The organism is Parvibaculum sp., assembly GCF_045863935.1.
In the GTDB taxonomy this organism is placed as follows: Bacteria; Pseudomonadota; Alphaproteobacteria; order Parvibaculales; family Parvibaculaceae; genus Parvibaculum.
This window is the reverse complement of sequence record NZ_BTVP01000003.1, coordinates 51,667-69,452: the sequence shown is the minus strand read 5'-3', so window position 1 is coordinate 69,452 and position 17,786 is coordinate 51,667. Positions and strand designations below refer to the sequence as shown.

Sequence of the window (17,786 nt, the reverse complement as noted above, 5' to 3'; positions counted from 1 at the left end):
CCGCCCCTCTCCGCCGGCGCAGACCACCCGAGGGCAGACGTGCAGGTGATGCTTGTCGATTCCACTGCGACGGTGCGGCCGGCCGTCGAGGATTTCATCAGGGCGGGTTACGCCCGGAAATATGGAGCGAAGGTCGGGAGCTTGCCGGCGACCCTCTTCGCCATCGCGGGAGCGGACGGCGCGCCGCTCGCGGCCGCCGGGATTCGCCTTCGCGGGGACGGTTTCTTCTCGGAGGCCTATCTCGATGCGCCGCTTGAAATGCAGGCTTTCGCCACCCTCGGCAAGCCGTACGCGCGCGACGAGTTTCTCGAAGTGACGACGCTGGTCAGCGCCTCGCCCTTCGCGCTCTTCCCGCTCATGTCCGCCATGTTGCGTCACGGGCGGGAGCGTGGCCTCCGCTGCGGCGTCTTCACGGCGACGGCGCCGCTCCGCAAGCTCTTCACGCGGCTCGGCATTCCCTTCGTGCCGGTCCTCGCCGCCGCGCCGGAACGCATCGGCAGCCCCGAAAGCTGGGGCAGCTATTACGAACAGGACCCCTGGGTCTGCCTCATGCCGAACCCGGCAGCGCCAGCAACCTGTCTTCTTCCGCGCACCCGAACGGCGCGCCCATCGAACCGGGAGACCGCATTGAATGGCTGAGGTGATCGCCGCTCTGAAAAAAGGCGCGAATGACTGGCCGGATCGTATCGCTTTTCGCGACGATGAAGGCGAGTTGAGCTATGCCGGTCTCGCCCGCCGCGTCGCGGGTGCGATGGAAATTCTGGCCCGCGACAACGCGCCTGTCGGCCTCATGGCGGAAAACGGCATTGACTGGGTCGTCGCCGATCTCGCGGCAACCGCTTCGGGCAGGCGCTTCGTCCCTCTGCCGCCCTTCTTTTCGGACGATCAATTGTCCCACGTCGTTCGGGACGCCGGCATCGGCCTGATCCTCGCAAGCCCCTCCATGAAAGACCGCGCCGCCCGCTTCGGCTACGTTCAGCCGGTGCCGAAAGCCGAGAGCGGCGTGCAAAGCCTCGATGCCGCCGTCTCCGGCGAACGTGTGATCTATACCTCGGGCTCCACCGGCCAGCCCAAGGGCGTGCGTCTCGGCGAAGCACAGCTCGATCATGTCTCGCGCGGCCTCGCGAAGGCGATCTCCGCCACGGAGAGCGACAGCTATCTCTCGGTTCTCCCCTTCCCGCTTCTCCTCGAGGAACTCTGCGGCATCCATGTGCCCCTCATGGTCGGCGGCGTCTCGACCATCCGCAAGGACGTCGCCGCGCAGTGCGCGGGCGGCAATCTCGATGCGATCCGCCTCGCCTTCGAGGAGGTGCGGCCTTCCGTCACCGTTCTCGTGCCCGAGCTTCTGCGCGCATGGGTCGGCTCGCTCATCCTTTCCGGCGAGCGGGCGCCTGCCTCGCTACGTGTCGTCGCGGCCGGCGGCGCCCCGGTGCCACCGCAGGTCCTGAACGCGGCAACGGATCTCGGCATCCCCTGCCTCGAAGGCTATGGCCTCTCCGAATGTGGCTCCGTCGTCGCCGTCAACCGTCCGGGTGCCGCCACGCCGGGCACGGTCGGAAAACCGCTCGACGGTCTCACCGTCACCATCTCGGGTGGCGAGATCGTGGTCGAAGGCCCAAGCGTCATGACGGGTTATGTCGGCCAGCCGGATCTCGACGGCCCCTGGCGCACCGGCGATCTCGGCTATTTCGACGATGCCGGCAACCTCGTCATCGAGGGACGCAAGGACGCGATGATCGTCACCGGCTTCGGGCGCAACGTGCAGCCGGAGTGGATCGAGGCGCAGTTACAGGGCGATCCGCGCATCCTGCGCGCGACGCTTGCCGGTCATGGCAGGTCCTATCCGACAGTGCTGGTCGTGCCGGGCGCCTTCGCCGGAGATTTCTTCACCACCGCCCGCCCCGGCGAGGTGCTGACCGCGCTTCACAATATCTGTGATGGGCTCCCCGACTACGCCCTGCCCCGCAGTTACGTCGCGATGACCGGCGACGAAATGCAGTCGCTCGGTCTCACAAGCCCCAATGGCCGCGTGCGGCGCAAGGCGGTCGAAGCCTGGCTGCGCACGGCGGATGCGCAATCGCGCAGCAAAACGGCGCCCGTGCCGGAAGAGGTTTCCTTATGAGTTTCTACGACCGTTTGATCGCGGAGACACAGGCCGCCCGCGACGCGTTTTTCTCCATCCCTATCGTGCTCGAAGCCGCGCAGAACGGCGTCGACCGCGATCTCTACATCGCCTATCTGACCGAAGCCTATCACCACGTCCGGCACACCTGCCCCTTGCTCGCGCATACGCTCGCGCATTGCCCGAAGGAAGACACGGCCTACCGCAAGGCGCTTCTCGAATATCTCGATGAGGAACAGGGCCACGAGGAATGGATTCTCGACGACATCGCCCATATCGGCGGCGATGCCGAAGCGGTGAGGCGCGGCGACGGTGACTGGCCGGTTCGCGCCATGGTGTCGTGGGTTTACTACGCCGTCGGATTTCTCAACCCCTATTCCATGCTCGGCATGGTTCTCGTCCTCGAGGGCACGTCGGTCGACATCGCCTCGGCAGGCGCCGACGCCGTGCGCAAGCGCCTCGGCATGATCGGCGAGCAGAAGGGCTTTTCCTATCTGACCTCGCACGGCACCCTCGACAGGGAGCACATCGTCTTCTTCCAGAACCTCGTCAACACCGTCGAGGGCGAAGAGAACCGCCGCGCGATCATCGACACGGCAAACATGGTCTATGCGCTCTGGGGCGAGATGTTCGCGAAGCTCGCCCGCGACGCTGAAAAGAGGAATGAACAAAATGCAGCGTGATGCGCAAGTCGTCGTCATAACGGGCGCGGGGTCGGGCATCGGCGCGGCGCTGGCGCGCGAAGCCGCAAAGAGCGGTGCGCAGCTCGTCCTCGCGGGCCGCCGCGCTGAGCCGCTTGCCGGCGTCGCCGATGCGCTCCGCGCCGCGTTGCCGCCCATCCTCGTGCAGGCCGACGTGACCACGCCGGACGGCCGCCGTCTCCTTCGCGAAGCCTGCATGCAGGCGGGTGGCCGCGTCGACATGCTCATCAACAATGCGGGTGTCGTCCACACCGGCCCCCTTTCCGCCATGGACGACCGCTCGGTCGAAGCGATGGTCGCAACGAACCTCGCCGCCCCGCTCTTCCTCGCGCGTGACCTCCTGCCCATGCTCCGCCGCTCGAAGACCCCGCGTATCGTCAATGTCGGTTCGATGTTCGGCGACATCGCCTTCCCGCTCTTCGCCGTCTACTCGGCAACGAAGTTCGGCCTTCGCGGCCTGTCGGACGCGCTCCGTCGCGAATTGCAGCCCGAAGGGATCGGCGTCACCTATGCCGCACCCCGTGCGGTCCGCACCCCCGCCGCGCAGGAGTTCGACGCACTGGTTGAGCCCTTCGCCATGAAGCTCGATGCACCGGAGAAGGTCGCGCGGCGCATCTGGCGCGGCGCCGTCAAGGGCAAGCGGACGATTTATCCCGCAGGGGCCGAGCGCCTCTTCATCTTCGTGCAGCAGTTCCTGCCCCGCGCCGTCGACAACGGCCTCGTGAAACAGCTGACCGCCTTCACCGCCCGCGAGCCCGCCGCCCAAAAGCAGATCCCCCAAAACCGGGCATAAGTCTGTGGCCCACCCTCCCCCTTTTTCTTCGCCTCCCCCTCGCGGGGAGGCCGGATTGCGGAACGCAATCCGGGTGGGGGGAAATCCTCACCGGGGATAACTAAATATACTCCGTATGCTGATCTATACGAATCCCCGTTCGTGACGTTTCGATGACATTCGTGTGACACTCGGGTGCGGCTTATCCCGCAAACGTCGAATCCGCGAACGGCATCAAGGACTTGGCCGGCCGGGACATATCCCCGCCCCCACCGTCACGATGCTCCGCGCCGCCGCGCCCCTTGCGGGCCGCTAAGTCCCGGCATTTACGGGAAAATTCATGGATATCCCCGGTCCATAAATGAACACGCGCGCCCCTTCAAACCCGGCGCCATAGGCCCTAGACTGCGCGCAAACGCCATTCAGAATTCGGGAACGCCCATGTTCGTCCATTTCTTCCATGAACTCAAAAAAGCCAATGTTCCCGTCAGCTTGCGTGAATATCTCACGCTGCTGGAGGCCATGGATGCGGACGTGATCGACCGCAGGGTCGAGGACTTCTACTACCTCTCGCGCTCCGCCCTGGTGAAGGACGAGCGCAACCTCGACAAGTTCGATCTCGTTTTCTCTCATGTTTTCAAAGGCCTGGAACAAGTGGGCGAAGGCGGCATCGCCCGGATCCCGGAAGAATGGCTCCGCGCCCTCACCGAGAAATTCCTGACCGAGGAAGAGAAGGCACAGATCGAGGCCCTGGGCGGTTGGGAAAAGATCATGGAGGAGCTGCAAAAGCGCCTCGATGAACAGAAGGAACGCCACGAAGGCGGCAACAAATGGATCGGCACGGGCGGAACTTCTCCTTTCGGTGCAAATGGTTACAACCCGGAAGGCGTCCGCATCGGTCAGAAGGAAGGCCGCCACGGCAAGGCCGTGAAGGTCTGGGACAAGCGCGAATACAAGAACCTCGACGACCAGATCGAGCTCGGCACCCGCAACATCAAGGTGGCGCTCCGCCGCCTGCGCCGTTTCGCGCGCGAAGGCGCACCGACGGAGCTCGATCTCGACGGCACCATCAAGGCGACCGCGCATCAGGGCTATCTCGACCTGATCATGCGTCCCGAGCGCCGCAACAAGATCAACGTCTTGATTTTCTTCGATATCGGCGGCTCGATGGATAGCCACATCAAGCTCTGCGAAGAACTTTTCTCAGCCGCGCGCACCGAATTCAAGAACCTCGAATATTTCTACTTCCACAACTGCCTTTATGAAGGCCTCTGGAAGGACAATCGCCGCCGCCACACGGAGAAGCTCGCCACCTGGGACGTGCTTCACAAGTATCCCTCTGATTACAAAGTGATTTTCGTCGGCGACGCCACCATGTCGCCCTATGAAATCACCTATGCCGGCGGCTCCGTCGAGCATTGGAACGAAGAGCCGGGCGGTATCTGGCTCGAGCGCGTCAATCATATCTACGAAAGCTGCATCTGGATCAATCCGATCCCCGAGCGGCACTGGGAGTACACGCCCTCGCTCCAGATCATCAAGCAGATCATGGGCGAGCGCATGTTCCCGCTGACGCTTGAAGGCCTCGACCACGCGATGCGCGAACTGAGCCGATAGCCAAACACAGAGGCAAGCATGTTTGATCGCGGCGAGCAGCACATTGAACTATTAAAAGCCACGATCGCCTTCGAACATGCTTCACTGCGAGCCATTCTGCTTCTGAATGGCGGTGCATCAATCGCCGCGCTGACGTTTGTTGGAAACTCGTCGGCAAGAGAAGTCAATTTCTATCTTGGCAGTGCCCTTGCCGGTTGGCTGATCGGGCTACTTCTTTTTGGCTTGGGTACGCAGCTTGCCTATAAATCCCAATTTCATTTCTTGAAAGCTCTTCGTCGGTCCGAGGACGCCGCCGATGCAAAAGGCACGAATTTCGAGGACCCAAACGACAAAGTAGAAGAGGTAGCATCGAAGAGAGCGGAGAGCAGGTGCCATAACATCAAAGGTTGGCGCTACAGAACGGCAACCCATATTTGCACAGGATTTAGCCTTGTGTGTTTCATACTCGGATCAGCATTGGCCATCTGGTGGCTATTTAGTGCAGCATCTCAAGACTCTTTGAAAAGCATCAATCCACCAACTGCCGCTGAATCAATCGAGACACCCCGCTAACGCCTCGTATCGCGGTCGACGCGTCCGTCCACAAGGTGAATGTTGCGGTCGGTCGCCTCCGCGAAACCGGGTTCGTGCGTCACCGCAACGACCGTCCTTCCCTCTTCGCGCACCAGCTTCGCGAAAATCTCCTGCACGATCTCGCTGTTCTTGCTGTCGAGATTGCCGGTCGGCTCGTCGGCAAGGATGAGTGCCGGGTCGTTTGCAAGCGCCCGCGCGATCGCGACCCTCTGCCGCTGCCCGCCGGAAAGCTGGTCCGGCCGCTTCTTCGCCTGGTCGGCAATGTCCAACCCCTCAAGCAGCTTGTGCCCGCGCTCCGTCATCTCCGCTTCGGTTTGGCTGCCAAGACGCCGCATCGGCAGCATCACGTTCTGCAGCACCGAGAATTCCGGTAGCAGAAAATGGAACTGAAAGACGAACCCGATCTTGCGAAGTCTCATCGCCGCGAGCGCGTCGGCATCGAGGCCGGTCGTATCCTGCCTGTCGAGAAATACGCTGCCAGACGTCGGCACGTCGAGAAGGCCTAGCAAGTAGAGCAACGACGACTTTCCCGACCCGGAAGGCCCCGTCACGCTGACGAACTCGCCCCGGCCCACGCTGATGTCGATATCCCGGACAAGCGTGACCGGCACCGCCTCCTGCAGGATACGGGAAACGCCGCGCGCCTCGATCAGCGGATGAACGTCGCTCATGCCGCCCCCCGAATGATGTCGACGGGACGAACTTGCGATGCTTTCCGCGCCGGATACCACGCAGCCCCCACCGCCGATACCAGCGAGAAAAACCCGCCCATCACAAACTGGAAGAAGCTGCGGTCGAGCACGATATGCTGCTTTTCCGACATGCCGGGAATGGTGAATTCGATCGATGCAAGCATCTGCAGCAGCACGAGCCCGATGCACCAGCCAAGCAACATGCCGACGATCCCGACGACCGCTCCCTGCAAAAGAAAGATCACCTGGATATCGAAAGCCCGGAATCCCATCGACATGAGAATAGCGATATCGCGCCGCTTCTCCATCACGATGGTCGAGATGATGTTGAAGATGCCGAACGACGCCACCACCATGATCGCGCCCACGATCGAATAGGTAATCGTGTTGCGGATCACGAAAAGGCCGAGAAAGTCGCGGTTCACTTCCTGCCAGGATTCCGAACGGTACCCCCATCGGCTCTCGATGCGCGCCGCGAAAGTCTCCGCCTGGTCCGGATCGCCGATCTTGATCCGGACCCTGTTGGCGATGAACGGCTTGTCGAGCAATACCTGCGCGTCCTTGATCAGCATATAGACCTGCCCCTCGTCGAGCAGCAGATTGCCTGTGCTGAAGATGCCGACCACCTTCATGCGCCGGACGAGCCCGGTCGGCGAAACGACCGTCGCGAGATCGTCCATGCCGAGCCCAAGCCTGACGGACATGCCGCGCCCGATCACGATGCCCTGCGATGCGGTCTTGAGCCGCATCAGGCTTCCTTCGCGCATGTCGCGCTCGACAGTCGTGAGATAGCGTTCCTTCTCGGGGTCGATCCCCGCGATGGACGCACCGACATCCTTGCTCGCATAGCGGACGATCGCCTGTCCGGTCAGCGCCGCCTCGGCGATCACGCCATTTTGTTGCGAGAGTTCGTCGACGATCGCGCCGTAATTCTTGATGCCGCGAAGATACTCGCGCGGCTTCGTGTTCGTAAGCTTGATGGTCGCATCCGGCATGGCCACGAAGATCGGCTGCTTCGCCGCGGTTCGGAATTCGTCCTTCATCGTGATATGCGGCGCGTTGTTCACCAGCCGTTGCACGAGATCGTTTTCCGATCCGGACATCACCGATGATGTGGCGATGAAGAAGCCCACACCGAGCGCGACGCCCAGCGTCGAAACGATGGTCTGGCGCCGCCGGTGAAGGAGCTGCGCTGCGGCGATGCTGATGGCGACCTGCCAGAACATGGAGGCACCCTCGCCTAAGAGGAGGCAGCAGCGGAGATCGGCCTCGTCCGCACGCTGTCCCCTTCCGAAAGACCCGATGGCGGATCGGCAATGACTGTCGCGTCCTCTGCAAGACCTGAGACAATTTCAGCGTTCGTATCGCCCACCGCACCGAGCTCGACGTCTTGCAGCCGCGCCGCGCCGTCCGAAACGACCCAGACGGATTTTCCCGACAAGGCCGAAACGGGGACGAGCAGCGCATTCTCCTCGCGTCGCACCACGATGTTGATTTCGGTCGTCATGCCGGAAATGAGAGGCGTGTCTTCGGGAAGCGAAAGATAGACGCGGTAGGTCCGGCCGACAGGGTCCCCGTAAGGCGTGATGCGCAGCACTCTCGCCTTGAGCGCACGCCCCGGAAAGGCGTCCGCGCGGATCAGGGCTTCCTGACCCGGTTTGACCTTGACGATGTCCTCCTCATCCACTTCCGCATCGATCTGCAGTTCCGCCGGGTCACCGACCATGAAAAGGATCTGGCCCGGCTGCACCATGTCGCCAACCTTGATTCTGTTTTCCGAGCGCAGCACCTCGCCGGAAATGGGCGCCGTGATGAAATGATCGTCGAGCCGTGCCTTCGCCCCTCGATAGGCGGCGACGGCAGCCGAGTGCGCGCTCTCGGCCTGGTCGAGCGTCGCCTGGCTCGCATTCCCGGTCCGTCTGAGTTGCTTGGCGCGGTCGAGTTCCGCCGCGGTGAGCTTCATGCGCGCGGCAAGCTCCTGCACCCGCGTGATGTCCTCACTCGCCTCGATAACCGCAAGGATGTTGCCCCGCTCGACGGGCTCGCCTTCGTGCTTCAGCACTTCGGTAATGGGTCCGGCAATCTTCGTTCCCACACGCGCATAGCGGAGGGGCTCCACCGTTCCCGTGGCATAGACCGCTTCCACCGCACTCCCCCGGTGAGGAGACGTCGTCGCGACCCCCGGGGGCAGAAAATAGGTGAAATAAACGAAGATGAGTGCCGCGACGGCGACCGCGGCAGCGCCGCCTACCCAGATTGTACGTCTTTGCAAAACGCCTCCGCCGATGCCTTGGGCTGTTCACGTGACCTTGCTTATAGCAGAAGATATCAGGGCGACGGCATCCGGGGACAAGTCCAGGGCGGAATGCCGCAGACCGAATGAGGAAAAGACATGCAGGAAAAAACGATTCGGGGTGTCGCCTGGGCGGACCTTGTGGTGACTTTGCCCTTCGCGCTGCCTTTTATCGCGGAGGCGGTGATCGCACTCATCTATGTTCTCGACCGCTGGCTGGGCTTCGGAACGCCGGCGATTTTGTTCGAGATGGGCCCTCTCGCGATGATGTTCGTGCACATCATGGGGGTGCTTGGTGTCGTTTGGGCGCTCGCGCGCCTGCGCATTCCCTCGCTCCTCCTCGCACGGACCGATGCTTTGGCCCGCCTCGCCGTTGCGGGGCTCATCCTCTACGCGATGACGGAGGGCGCGACACCCGTGCTCTGGCTCTTCGCGGCGACGGAAATCGGAGGCAGCGCCGTCCAGTTCGTGGCCCTGCGCGGCAAATGATATCCCCGGCTCCGGCCGCTCAGTGAAAATCGCGGCTTCGGGGAACGAACCGCGCAGCGCGCATGCGCTTCTGTTCTTCCTTGCTGTGGTTGCCGTCGCGGGGGTCCTGCCCCGGATGTTTCACCCCATCGGCCCGCGCGATTACGGTCTCGCCGAAATCTTCCGATGAGAGAAGGCCGAGTTCCTGTGTCCAGTCTTCAAGGTCATCGGCCACCACATGGATCACGATACCCTCCTTCTGCACGCGGCCGCGTACGAACAGCAATCTTGATGTAAGCACGATCCGGCGGCGCTTCTCGTAAAGTTTCGGCCAGATGATGATGTTGGCGATACCCGTTTCGTCCTCCAGCGTTGCGAAGATCACGCCGCTCGCTGTGCCGGGCCGCTGGCGCACGAGGACGAGCCCCGCAAGCGTCACTCGCCTGCCTGCCTCGACATCCTTCAACCTTGCATTGGGAATGACACCGCACGCCGAGAAGCGACCGCGGAGAAAAGAGAGCGGATGCGCCTTCAGCGAGAGCCGGAGCGTTGCATAATCGAGCACGACATGCTCGCCGGGCGGCATCGCGGGTAAGGCCATCTCCTCCTCCTTCTGCAAACCACCCTCTTCCAGCGCGGCGAAAAGCGGCAAGGTTGCTGGCATCTTGCCATTCTGGCCGCTCGCATATCCCCCTAGACCACGCACGGCCCAGAGCGCTTCACGGCGATCGAGGCCGATCGAACGAAACGCATCCGCATCGGCCAACCGTTCGATGATGCGGGGATAGAGCCCTGTTCTCAGCCAGAAATGCCGCACGGAATCGAAACCGCCCGCGCGGCTTCTTTCAATAGTGACAGCAGTCGCCTCCTGCACACCCTTTACCTGACGGATGCCGAGCCTGACGGCACATTTCCCCACCCCCGCCTCTTCGAGCGTACAATCCCAATCGCTATGATTGACATCGACGGGCCGGACCTCGACCCCATGTTCCCGCGCGTCGCGAACAAGCTGCGCCGGTGCATAAAAACCCATCGGCTGCGAATTGAGGATCGCCGCGCAGAAAACGTCCGGATAGTGACATTTAAGCCAGGCAGAAACATAGGCAAGCCGCGCAAAGGCGGCGGCGTGGCTCTCGGGAAAACCGTAATCGGCAAAACCTTCGATCTGTTTGAAACAACGCTCCGCGAAATCGGGCTCGTAACCGTTCCGCATCATCCCGTCGACAAACTTCTCTCGATACATGCCGATTGTGCCCGACTTGCGGAACGTAGCCATGGCGCGGCGCAGCCGGTCGGATTCTCCGGGCGTGAAGCTTGCTGCCACAATGGCAATCTTCATTGCCTGTTCCTGAAAAAGCGGTACGCCGTAAGTCTTTTTCAAAACGGCTTCGAGTTCTTTCCTGGGATAGTCGACCTTTTCCTGTCCACTCCGCCGCCGCAGATAAGGATGAACCATATCTCCCTGTATGGGTCCCGGCCGCACGATCGCCACTTCGACCACGAGATCGTAAAAGCAGCGCGGCTTGAGACGCGGCAGCATCGACATCTGCGCCCGGCTCTCGACCTGGAAAACGCCAACCGCATCGGCGTTGCAAAGCATGTCGTAGACCTTCTCATCGCCCGGAGGCACATTCGCAAGCGTCATCCGCTTGCCGTAGTGCCTGTTGAGAAGGTCGAAGGCCCTGCGGATGCAGGTCAGCATGCCAAGCGCCAGCACGTCGATCTTCAGAATACCAAGTGTATCGAGATCATCCTTGTCCCATTCTACGAAGGTCCGATCTTCCATTGCCGCATTCTGGATCGGTACCACTTCCTCAAGCGGACCTTTCGTGATGACGAAGCCGCCGACATGTTGCGAAAGGTGACGGGGAAAACCGATAAGCTCGCTCGCGAGTTTCAATGCTAAACGCAATTGCGGATTTTCCGGATCGAGCCCGATTTCCTCGGCATCCTCGACCGAGATACCCGTGCTCGACCAACCCCATGTCGAGCGCGACAGCGCAGTGACGACGTCTTCGGAAAGACCGAACACCTTGCCGACATCCCGAATGGCGCTGCGCGAGCGATATGTGATCACCGTTGCCGCGATACCTGCACGGTGACGTCCATACTTTTCATAGATGTACTGGATCACCTCTTCACGCCGTTCATGCTCGAAATCGACGTCGATATCCGGTGGTTCATCGCGATCCGTGGAGACGAAACGCTCGAACAGGAGATCGACTTCCACCGGATTGACCGAGGTAATGCCGAGACAGAAGCAAACAACCGAATTGGCGGCAGATCCCCGCCCCTGGCAGAGAATATTAAGACGGCGTGCCTCTCGAACGATGTCATGAACCGTCAGAAAGTAAGGTGCGTAAGCCTTTTCCTCGATGATGGCGAGTTCATGTGCAATCGTCTTTTCGAGCTTCCCGCCTATCCCTCTCGGAAAATGCTCTCTCGCGCCTTCCCATGTCAGACGTTCCAGAAGCTCCTGCGGTGTCTCATTTTCCGAAAAACTGTCGGCGGGATACTCATAACGCAGTTCATCCAGAGAAAAATGGCAACGGTTGACGATCTCTTGCGTCGCATCGAGTGCTTCCGGCCAGTCGGCAAGAAGCCGCGTCATTTCCTCGCCGCTCTTCACATGCCGTTCGGCATTTGCAGAAAGACGGAATCCAGCCTCCTTCAGCGTGCAGTGCTCCCGGATACAGGTGAGAACATCTTGTAACGGCTTCCGGTTCGGCATGTGATAGAAGACGTCATTCGTCGCGACGAGCGGCACACTCGTTTCCCGCGAAAGCCGGGCGAGTACGGCATGGCGCCGCTTGTCGTCGCTCCGGTAAAGCGGCGTGAGACCGATCCAGACAGAGGGGGAAAATGCTTCAGCCAGCAATTTGAGATTGCCGGCAAAATCCTTGCCCGGAATGGCGGGCGGCATGGCGATGAAACAATGCCCCTCGCCATACGCAAGCACATCGCTCATGCCGAGATGGCATTCACCTTTCGGCGCTCGGCGATTGCCAAGCGTAAGCAGCTTCGTCAGCCGTCCATAGGCTTCGCGGTCCTGCGGATAAGCAATGACCTCGAAGCCATCCTCCAGCACAAGCCTTGCACCGACGAGAAGCCTTATTCCGGCTTCCTTCGCAGCCGCATGAACGCGCACCACACCCGCAAGCGTATTCCGGTCAGCAATGCCAATTGCGGAAAGTCCGAGCGCTTCTGCCGCCATTACCAGTTCCTCGGCGTGCGATGCACCGCGCAGGAAACTGAAATTGGTTGCAACCGCCAGCTCTGCAAAGAACGGGCTCATTCGAAAACTCCATGAAGAAACCAGCGCGGAGCTTCCTTGTCCCGGTAATAAAGGCCGTCGCGGTAAAGCCAGAAACGGCAGCCTTCACTATCCTCTACCCGATAATAATCCCGTGTGTGCTGACGGTTCCCGCGCCACCATTCAGGTGCGATCCTCTCCGGTCCCTCCGTGCGCGCAACCCTGTGGGCGATCCGCCGCCAGCGAAAAATGCGTGGCAGTCCCTCAGGCACCTCGGCGACAACGTCGACCAGCTCAGGCAGAGGGAGAAGCCTCAAGGGACGCGGCAGGCTGCCGCCGAGCATGGAAGCGCGATGCACGTCCCTGTGCGTTGGCCAGGAACGCATGGCAGGCGTCATACCACGCAGCGAAGGGACATCGGCGACGGCACGCTCGGGAATATGGCTCGCTCTTGGCTCAAGCCGAAGGACACGATCCTGCCCGATACGGTTGCTCAGCCGGTCCAGAAAGCGCTCAAGATCGTGAAGATGCGTTTCGTTTCCGTCGAAGCCATCCTGGATGGGCGACAACGGCTCGACGGCAAGGCAGGCAAGGGTGATGGCCTCGATGCCAAAACCCGCATCGAAATCATCGCCTGCTTGCGCAACCTTCTCGCGGAAAAGTCGTGCCAGATGGGCAGCTTCGTGAGAGGGCCTGCCGGTGCCCGCACGAAGGTACGTCACATCTCCATCGACGCGGAAAAGCAACAATTCAAGCCGCCGGGCGCCCTGCTGTTCGCGTTGAAGCACTTCGCAGAGATCGCCTGCAATCCGCCGAACGGCTTCCTCGATATGAAGAAGTTGCATCAGCCCTTCCGGAAAGGAAAGGCTCGCACGATAGGGAACATGCGGCAGGTTGGGCGAGATCGGTTCCGGCTCGAAACCGAGTGCTTCATCGAGGCGCCGCGCCACTTCGGCGCCAAAACGGGCGGTGATCGGCGCGCGCGGTTTACCGTAGAGATCGCCTGTCCGCTTCAGTCCGAGACGCATGAGCCCATCCACAACCGCCCTGTCGAGCCGGAGCGCCGCGACCGGCAATTCGCGAAGCGCGTCCGCTTCGCCACCCAAGGGAACGATGGAAAGCATGTTCCGGCCATATCGCGCGACCGCCCAGGCTGCCCCTGGTGTCGATGCGATCGCACAACGGACCGTCAGGCCCAGTTCACAAAAACGCCGATGAAGAATCGAAAGCAGTTCTTCCTCACCGCCAAAGAGATGAGCGCAGCCTGTGATGTCGAGCAGAATGCCGTCCGGCTCCTCTCCCCGGCCAATGGGATCTGCCGCCGTCCAGGGCGTGTAACGCCCACACCAGCGAGCAAGTCGCGCAAGCGCCTTGCGGTCGCCTTCGATGTCCGCCGGATGCAATTCAAGCAGGGGACAAAGCGCCATGGCATCCGGCACCAATTGTCCATGTTCGACGCCCTCGACCTGAGCCTGTCTATCGCAGACCGTTATCCGCAGGCCTCCTGCGCTGGGTCGGGCAAGAGCCCGCGGCCTTTCCGTTATCTTGGGATACCGCTGTGCAAGCTCACGGTAGAGCCGCTCGATAGGCCAGAAAGGCAACCAGAGCGCAGCGATCCGTCTTTCTCCCTTCATTGGCACACCGCTAGAACAAAACAGGAACATCATATTGCCCCGTTCTCATTTCGATGGCGAGTCGAATCGGGAAGTTACTTTCCGCTCCTCCTTGCACGAAACGGGAGTAGCCTTAGGTAGTTGAGAACGAGCGTCATGCGCATCGGGAGACAGAAAGCATGTTGAGATTTTCATCGGCGAACCGGACGAAACGATTGGCCCTTGGCTTTGCATTGATGCTTCCACTTGCAATCACCGCATGCGCCGACCCGGCAGCCGAACAGGCGCGGCTCGATGCCGAGGATCACAAGAATTGCGTGGAGCTGGGGTTCGAACCGAATACGGAAGCCTATGGAAACTGCCGCCTCAAGATGAAGGAAATTCGCGCCAAGGAAAATGCGAACCGCTCGCCCAATGTCGGCTTTGGCGTCGGCATCGGCGTTTCCAAGGGCTTCTGACGAGCGAAAGGAAAGGGGTCCATGCGTATCGTGCGTACCACTTTGACTGTTGCGGCTCTCGTCACACTTGCAGCCTGTGCGAGCCCGCAGGAACAGGCCGCCCGCACGGCCGCGCAACAACAATCGGATCAGGCCGAGTGCAAAAAACTGGGGTTCACGGAGGGCACGGAAGCCTTTGCGAATTGCATGTTGAGACTGAAAGAAATTCGCGCCCAGGAAGAAAACACGCGCGCGCTAAACCGTGCCCGCACTCCTTCCCCTTGGTGGGGTCCCTATCCGGGATATCCTTACCCCTATCGCTACTACCCTCCCCACTACTGGTAAATCCCGCTTCAAACCGTCTGCCTGAACGGGATGATCGCAAGCTCGTGCCGAGCTGCAACTTCCCGTTCGCAAGAGTCACCTTCTGTCCGCGCCACCGCAGAAAACGCAGCCTCCATTCCATTCCACTCCACCAGCCATGAACCGGGCTGACCGCCGCGCGAACGGGTAAGCGCAACCTGCCAGCACGCTGCACCGGGCAGCATCTCCTTCTCGTCCACATAAGAAAGAACAGCACTCGGCGCCGAAGCCACGTGCCAGCGAGTAACGGCAACACTTGCCCCTTCCTTGGCATGGCCGGTGAAAAGCAAAACCGGCGTTCCCGACTCCTCTGCAGCGAGTTGAAGTCGCCTCGTGGTAGTCAGGTTGAGCGCGACGGAGCATCCATCGAGTTCACCGATCACCGCCGCAAAGGCATGGCTGCGCAACGCCTCCTCCATAGCCCACAGGCAATCGGCATCTCCGGACGGTAAAGCGTGCACGATCCTTTCCGGCTCCAGGCCGAACGCGGAAAGCCCCGGTCCGTAAAGCCGGCCCATGTCGAAGGGCGGCCTTACCGTTTCGCACCAGAGAACGGGAAGCGTGGAGTTTCGGCTGGCACAGGCTGCGAGTGACGCGAGAAATCCCGTGGCTGCGCCCATATCCAGATAGGCTGCCGCCGCGACTTCATGCAAGGCGCCGCGCTTCATCCCGCCTTCGGGCAGCACCCCGTCGATTTCAGGCGCTCCAAGCGGAAAGGCAGAGGTTACTCGCCCCGACACCGGCGCATGACCAGCAATCCGGGCTTTCAACTCAGCAATAAGGCGTCCTTTGCTGGCCGGTGACATGACAATTCCTTATGTTCCTGTTTTGTTCTAAACATAAGAACTATAAGGGTCAAGTCCGGAAAACCGGTCCGCCACAGCATCAGGCCTGTGCGACGCCCCAATAATTGAAACCGGCAAAGCGCGGCGTGGAGGGCAGATACATCTGCTGAAGATCGGCGATATGGAAACCGCCCGCTTCGATCAGCGACGGTATCTTGCGGTTTAGATTGCAACCACCGAACAGCACCTTCCAGACGGGATTGATGCGATCCTGCCAGCGGGCCACATCATCGTCCGGCGCCGCTCCGTGTTCGCAAAAGACGAGTTTCCCACCCGGCTTCAATACGCGGCGCATGCCTTCGAGCGCCGTCACCGGATCAGGGATCGTGCAAAGGCTGAAAGTACAAAGCACGGTATCGACGCTCTTGTCCTCAAGCGGAATCTGCTCACCCGGCAGGCCGATGAACTCGACGGGGAAGGAGAGATCGCGAGCCCGCTCACCCGCAAGCTTCCACGACGCTTCGGACGGGTCGAGGCCGATCACTTTCCTGACCTTGGCCGCATCGTAATAGGGAAGATTGAACCCGGTACCGATGCCGATTTCGAGTACCGTGCCCTCCGCCATCGGCACGACCTTCTTGCGTTGATAACTGATGGGCTTTGTGCCGCAGGCACAGTTGATGATGTGCGGAACAATGCGGCGTTCGTAGAATCCCATGGCGCCCTCCCCGGCGAAAAAAACCGGCGCCAGTATGGCCTCCCTCCACCGCTAGCGCCACTCCGAAACGCCAAAGCGAAGCAACCTGTCGCCGTCGACCGGACCGACCGTCCGGCCGCGCCCCTTGAAGCCGAGCGCCGCCGCGCGCAGCAAGCGCTTGTCCCTGAGCGCAGCCGCTTGCCGCACCGACGCGGAAAGCGCCTGCCAGATCAATTCCGGTTCGACGAGCCCCACCGATGCAGCAATGCTTCGCTCTCGCCACGCCATCGCAAACAGCCGGTCGCGCGGCGCAGAACCTCGCGGCACCGCAACTGTATCGCCTGCGGCGTCGGCAACGATTGCGGCAGCAAGCCCTGCCGCCGACGCTGACTTCGATTGAACCGCGACAATGTCGAGCGCCCCGCTGGTCGGAACACAGGAGCGGCTGCCCCCCAGAGCCGCGCCGCCATGGATGCCCGCCCCCAAGGCAGAAACAAATTCGCCAAGCACCGGTTGAACGCCTCCCTCGGGGCATGCCGCCACGCCCGGTTCCTGATGGAGGGCAAGCACATCACCATGCGATACGACGATGAATTCCGCGCCGCCATTTTGACGCGAGGCATCGAGCATACCCTCAAGCATGGCATCGCAGACCGCACCCGGTAAAGCCGCCAACACGGGAGGAAACTCGAGAGAAGGAATAAGCTCACGAAAGAGATTTACCGTCTCTACTGCAATCCGCCCCGCCCTGCCCCGAGGCAGAGCATTTGCAGCACCTTTCGCCAGCAGTTCGGCATCCTCAAGCACGGAGCGTGAAAGTTCGCGGGCAATGTCCATCGCGACGTCGAGCGCTTCACGCGAACCGTCGCCGACAGCGGCGAAAGAAAGCTTGCCGGGCCAGATCTCGAAACTTTTTTCAACGGGACGGGAAACCGCGAACATCGGACGCCTACTCTATGACACGCACTTGCGTCTGTGTGTGGAACACGGATTTCTGGCCAAAGCTTGTCTTGTAGAAGGATTTTATTTCGCCGATGGCGCCTTCAGCGGCTGACGTCTCGGGATGAACGATGATGATGATCCGGGTCTCCTCGCGAATGACCGGCGCATCGGCCGACTCAGGGTCGCGCCACTGTCCATAGGCATCGAGAACCGTGAACCCGTCCGGAAAGCGCGGTGTAACGACATCAGCAAGGAAGCCGGCCCACTGCTCTTCGCTCACGGTGCCGCCGTCCGGCAGATCGAGCCCGAAATAGAGCGTCGTTTCGACCGCATCGGCTGAGCCCGCCAGGGCATTGCCGCTTCCGATGAGCACGACGACAAGAGCGATAATGAGCGAAAAATGGCGCAAGAAGCCCCTCCCTTTTCGCCAAGTTGGCAGCTTGAGAGAGGGTTTGTCC

18 protein-coding genes are annotated in these 17,786 nt (G+C 61.3%); 9 read left to right on the top strand and 9 right to left on the bottom strand.

The genetic code is table 11. The annotated features are described in order from the left end of the window. Positions 1-48 precede the first annotated feature (48 nt). From ACKUUH_RS02365 to ACKUUH_RS02340, 6 genes are all read left to right on the top strand, one after another. Positions 49-639: a thermostable hemolysin gene (locus ACKUUH_RS02365; protein ID WP_407948310.1), complete on the top strand. Its 591-nt coding sequence runs from the start codon at positions 49-51 to the stop codon at positions 637-639. Then, positions 632-2,122 carry an AMP-binding protein gene (locus ACKUUH_RS02360; protein ID WP_407948247.1) on the top strand — a complete coding sequence of 497 codons (1,491 nt, stop codon included), beginning with the start codon at positions 632-634 and terminating at the stop codon, positions 2,120-2,122. Before ACKUUH_RS02365 ends, ACKUUH_RS02360 begins: the two co-directional genes overlap by 8 nt. Next, on the top strand, positions 2,119-2,805 hold the full coding sequence (locus tag ACKUUH_RS02355; RefSeq protein ID WP_407948246.1) for a TenA family transcriptional regulator: 687 nt from the start codon (positions 2,119-2,121) through the stop codon (positions 2,803-2,805). The genes ACKUUH_RS02360 and ACKUUH_RS02355 overlap by 4 nt, the downstream gene beginning before the upstream one ends. Then, the gene (locus ACKUUH_RS02350; RefSeq protein ID WP_407948245.1) at positions 2,795-3,616 is read left to right on the top strand and encodes an SDR family NAD(P)-dependent oxidoreductase; all 822 of its coding nucleotides are present in this window, start codon (positions 2,795-2,797) and stop codon (positions 3,614-3,616) included. The genes ACKUUH_RS02355 and ACKUUH_RS02350 overlap by 11 nt, the downstream gene beginning before the upstream one ends. Positions 3,617-4,036: 420 nt before the next feature. Further along, positions 4,037-5,212: a vWA domain-containing protein gene (locus tag ACKUUH_RS02345; protein ID WP_407948244.1), complete on the top strand. Its 1,176-nt coding sequence runs from the start codon at positions 4,037-4,039 to the stop codon at positions 5,210-5,212. Between the two features lie 18 nt (positions 5,213-5,230). Next, complete coding sequence (locus tag ACKUUH_RS02340) at positions 5,231-5,764, top strand: hypothetical protein (protein WP_407948243.1); 534 nt, start codon at positions 5,231-5,233, stop codon at positions 5,762-5,764. On the opposite strand, the gene ACKUUH_RS02335 is transcribed toward ACKUUH_RS02340, so the two are convergent. Genes ACKUUH_RS02335 through ACKUUH_RS02325 form a run of 3 tightly spaced genes read right to left on the bottom strand, consistent with a single transcriptional unit; the run spans position 5,761 to position 8,749 of the window. Next, the gene (locus ACKUUH_RS02335; RefSeq protein WP_407948242.1) at positions 5,761-6,456 is read right to left on the bottom strand and encodes an ABC transporter ATP-binding protein; all 696 of its coding nucleotides are present in this window, start codon (positions 6,454-6,456) and stop codon (positions 5,761-5,763) included. The two genes, ACKUUH_RS02340 and ACKUUH_RS02335, sit on opposite strands and share 4 nt — an antisense overlap. Further along, positions 6,453-7,703: an ABC transporter permease gene (locus ACKUUH_RS02330; protein ID WP_407948241.1), complete on the bottom strand. Its 1,251-nt coding sequence runs from the start codon at positions 7,701-7,703 to the stop codon at positions 6,453-6,455. Before ACKUUH_RS02330 ends, ACKUUH_RS02335 begins: the two co-directional genes overlap by 4 nt. Positions 7,704-7,717: 14 nt before the next feature. Beyond that, positions 7,718-8,749, bottom strand: a complete 1,032-nt coding sequence (locus ACKUUH_RS02325) for an efflux RND transporter periplasmic adaptor subunit (RefSeq protein ID WP_407948240.1) — start codon at positions 8,747-8,749, stop codon at positions 7,718-7,720. A 120-nt stretch (positions 8,750-8,869) separates the two neighbouring features. On the opposite strand from ACKUUH_RS02325, the gene ACKUUH_RS02320 reads away from it, so the two are divergent. Beyond that, a complete protein-coding gene (locus tag ACKUUH_RS02320; RefSeq protein ID WP_407948239.1) occupies positions 8,870-9,259 on the top strand; it encodes a hypothetical protein in 390 nt (129 codons plus the stop codon). Between the two features lie 19 nt (positions 9,260-9,278). Here the strand turns inward: ACKUUH_RS02320 and ACKUUH_RS02315 are convergent, their stop codons facing one another. Together ACKUUH_RS02315 and ACKUUH_RS02310 are read right to left on the bottom strand one after the other, a co-directional pair. Further along, the gene (locus ACKUUH_RS02315; RefSeq protein ID WP_407948238.1) at positions 9,279-12,533 is read right to left on the bottom strand and encodes an error-prone DNA polymerase; all 3,255 of its coding nucleotides are present in this window, start codon (positions 12,531-12,533) and stop codon (positions 9,279-9,281) included. Next, positions 12,530-14,125 carry a DUF6504 family protein gene (locus ACKUUH_RS02310; protein ID WP_407948237.1) on the bottom strand — a complete coding sequence of 532 codons (1,596 nt, stop codon included), beginning with the start codon at positions 14,123-14,125 and terminating at the stop codon, positions 12,530-12,532. The genes ACKUUH_RS02315 and ACKUUH_RS02310 overlap by 4 nt, the downstream gene beginning before the upstream one ends. Positions 14,126-14,283: 158 nt before the next feature. Between ACKUUH_RS02310 and ACKUUH_RS02305 the strand changes: the two genes are divergently transcribed. Together ACKUUH_RS02305 and ACKUUH_RS02300 are read left to right on the top strand one after the other, a co-directional pair. Next, positions 14,284-14,562: a hypothetical protein gene (locus ACKUUH_RS02305; RefSeq protein ID WP_407948236.1), complete on the top strand. Its 279-nt coding sequence runs from the start codon at positions 14,284-14,286 to the stop codon at positions 14,560-14,562. A 21-nt stretch (positions 14,563-14,583) separates the two neighbouring features. Then, the gene (locus ACKUUH_RS02300) at positions 14,584-14,886 is read left to right on the top strand and encodes a hypothetical protein (RefSeq protein WP_407948235.1); all 303 of its coding nucleotides are present in this window, start codon (positions 14,584-14,586) and stop codon (positions 14,884-14,886) included. A gap of 8 nt (positions 14,887-14,894) precedes the next feature. Here the strand turns inward: ACKUUH_RS02300 and ACKUUH_RS02295 are convergent, their stop codons facing one another. The 4 genes from ACKUUH_RS02295 to ACKUUH_RS02280 all read right to left on the bottom strand — a co-directional run bounded on the left by ACKUUH_RS02295 (position 14,895) and on the right by ACKUUH_RS02280 (position 17,737). Next, a complete protein-coding gene (locus ACKUUH_RS02295) occupies positions 14,895-15,710 on the bottom strand; it encodes an ImuA family protein (RefSeq protein ID WP_407948234.1) in 816 nt (271 codons plus the stop codon). A 79-nt stretch (positions 15,711-15,789) separates the two neighbouring features. Beyond that, on the bottom strand, positions 15,790-16,407 hold the full coding sequence (locus ACKUUH_RS02290; protein ID WP_407948233.1) for a class I SAM-dependent methyltransferase: 618 nt from the start codon (positions 16,405-16,407) through the stop codon (positions 15,790-15,792). A 51-nt stretch (positions 16,408-16,458) separates the two neighbouring features. Next, positions 16,459-17,328: a hypothetical protein gene (locus ACKUUH_RS02285; RefSeq protein ID WP_407948232.1), complete on the bottom strand. Its 870-nt coding sequence runs from the start codon at positions 17,326-17,328 to the stop codon at positions 16,459-16,461. A gap of 7 nt (positions 17,329-17,335) precedes the next feature. Next, a complete protein-coding gene (locus tag ACKUUH_RS02280) occupies positions 17,336-17,737 on the bottom strand; it encodes a DUF3574 domain-containing protein (protein WP_407948231.1) in 402 nt (133 codons plus the stop codon). Between the last annotated feature and the right edge of the window lie 49 nt (positions 17,738-17,786).

Excerpts from the sequence above, each read along its gene's own strand:
- ACKUUH_RS02310 (WP_407948237.1), bottom strand. The coding sequence starts at position 14,125 with ATGAAGGGAGAAAGACGGATCGCTGCGCTCTGGTTGCCTTTCTGGCCT.
- ACKUUH_RS02355 (WP_407948246.1), top strand. The coding sequence starts at position 2,119 with ATGAGTTTCTACGACCGTTTGATCGCGGAGACACAGGCCGCCCGCGAC.
- ACKUUH_RS02295 (WP_407948234.1), bottom strand. The coding sequence starts at position 15,710 with ATGTCACCGGCCAGCAAAGGACGCCTTATTGCTGAGTTGAAAGCCCGG.
- ACKUUH_RS02305 (WP_407948236.1), top strand. The coding sequence starts at position 14,284 with ATGTTGAGATTTTCATCGGCGAACCGGACGAAACGATTGGCCCTTGGC.
- ACKUUH_RS02350 (WP_407948245.1), top strand. The coding sequence starts at position 2,795 with ATGCAGCGTGATGCGCAAGTCGTCGTCATAACGGGCGCGGGGTCGGGC.
- ACKUUH_RS02340 (WP_407948243.1), top strand. The coding sequence starts at position 5,231 with ATGTTTGATCGCGGCGAGCAGCACATTGAACTATTAAAAGCCACGATC.
- ACKUUH_RS02315 (WP_407948238.1), bottom strand. The coding sequence starts at position 12,533 with ATGAGCCCGTTCTTTGCAGAGCTGGCGGTTGCAACCAATTTCAGTTTC.
- ACKUUH_RS02345 (WP_407948244.1), top strand. The coding sequence starts at position 4,037 with ATGTTCGTCCATTTCTTCCATGAACTCAAAAAAGCCAATGTTCCCGTC.
- ACKUUH_RS02285 (WP_407948232.1), bottom strand. The coding sequence starts at position 17,328 with ATGTTCGCGGTTTCCCGTCCCGTTGAAAAAAGTTTCGAGATCTGGCCC.
- ACKUUH_RS02330 (WP_407948241.1), bottom strand. The coding sequence starts at position 7,703 with ATGTTCTGGCAGGTCGCCATCAGCATCGCCGCAGCGCAGCTCCTTCAC.
- ACKUUH_RS02300 (WP_407948235.1), top strand. The coding sequence starts at position 14,584 with ATGCGTATCGTGCGTACCACTTTGACTGTTGCGGCTCTCGTCACACTT.
- ACKUUH_RS02360 (WP_407948247.1), top strand. The coding sequence starts at position 632 with ATGGCTGAGGTGATCGCCGCTCTGAAAAAAGGCGCGAATGACTGGCCG.
- ACKUUH_RS02290 (WP_407948233.1), bottom strand. The coding sequence starts at position 16,407 with ATGGGATTCTACGAACGCCGCATTGTTCCGCACATCATCAACTGTGCC.
- ACKUUH_RS02365 (WP_407948310.1), top strand. The coding sequence starts at position 49 with ATGCTTGTCGATTCCACTGCGACGGTGCGGCCGGCCGTCGAGGATTTC.
- ACKUUH_RS02320 (WP_407948239.1), top strand. The coding sequence starts at position 8,870 with ATGCAGGAAAAAACGATTCGGGGTGTCGCCTGGGCGGACCTTGTGGTG.
- ACKUUH_RS02335 (WP_407948242.1), bottom strand. The coding sequence starts at position 6,456 with ATGAGCGACGTTCATCCGCTGATCGAGGCGCGCGGCGTTTCCCGTATC.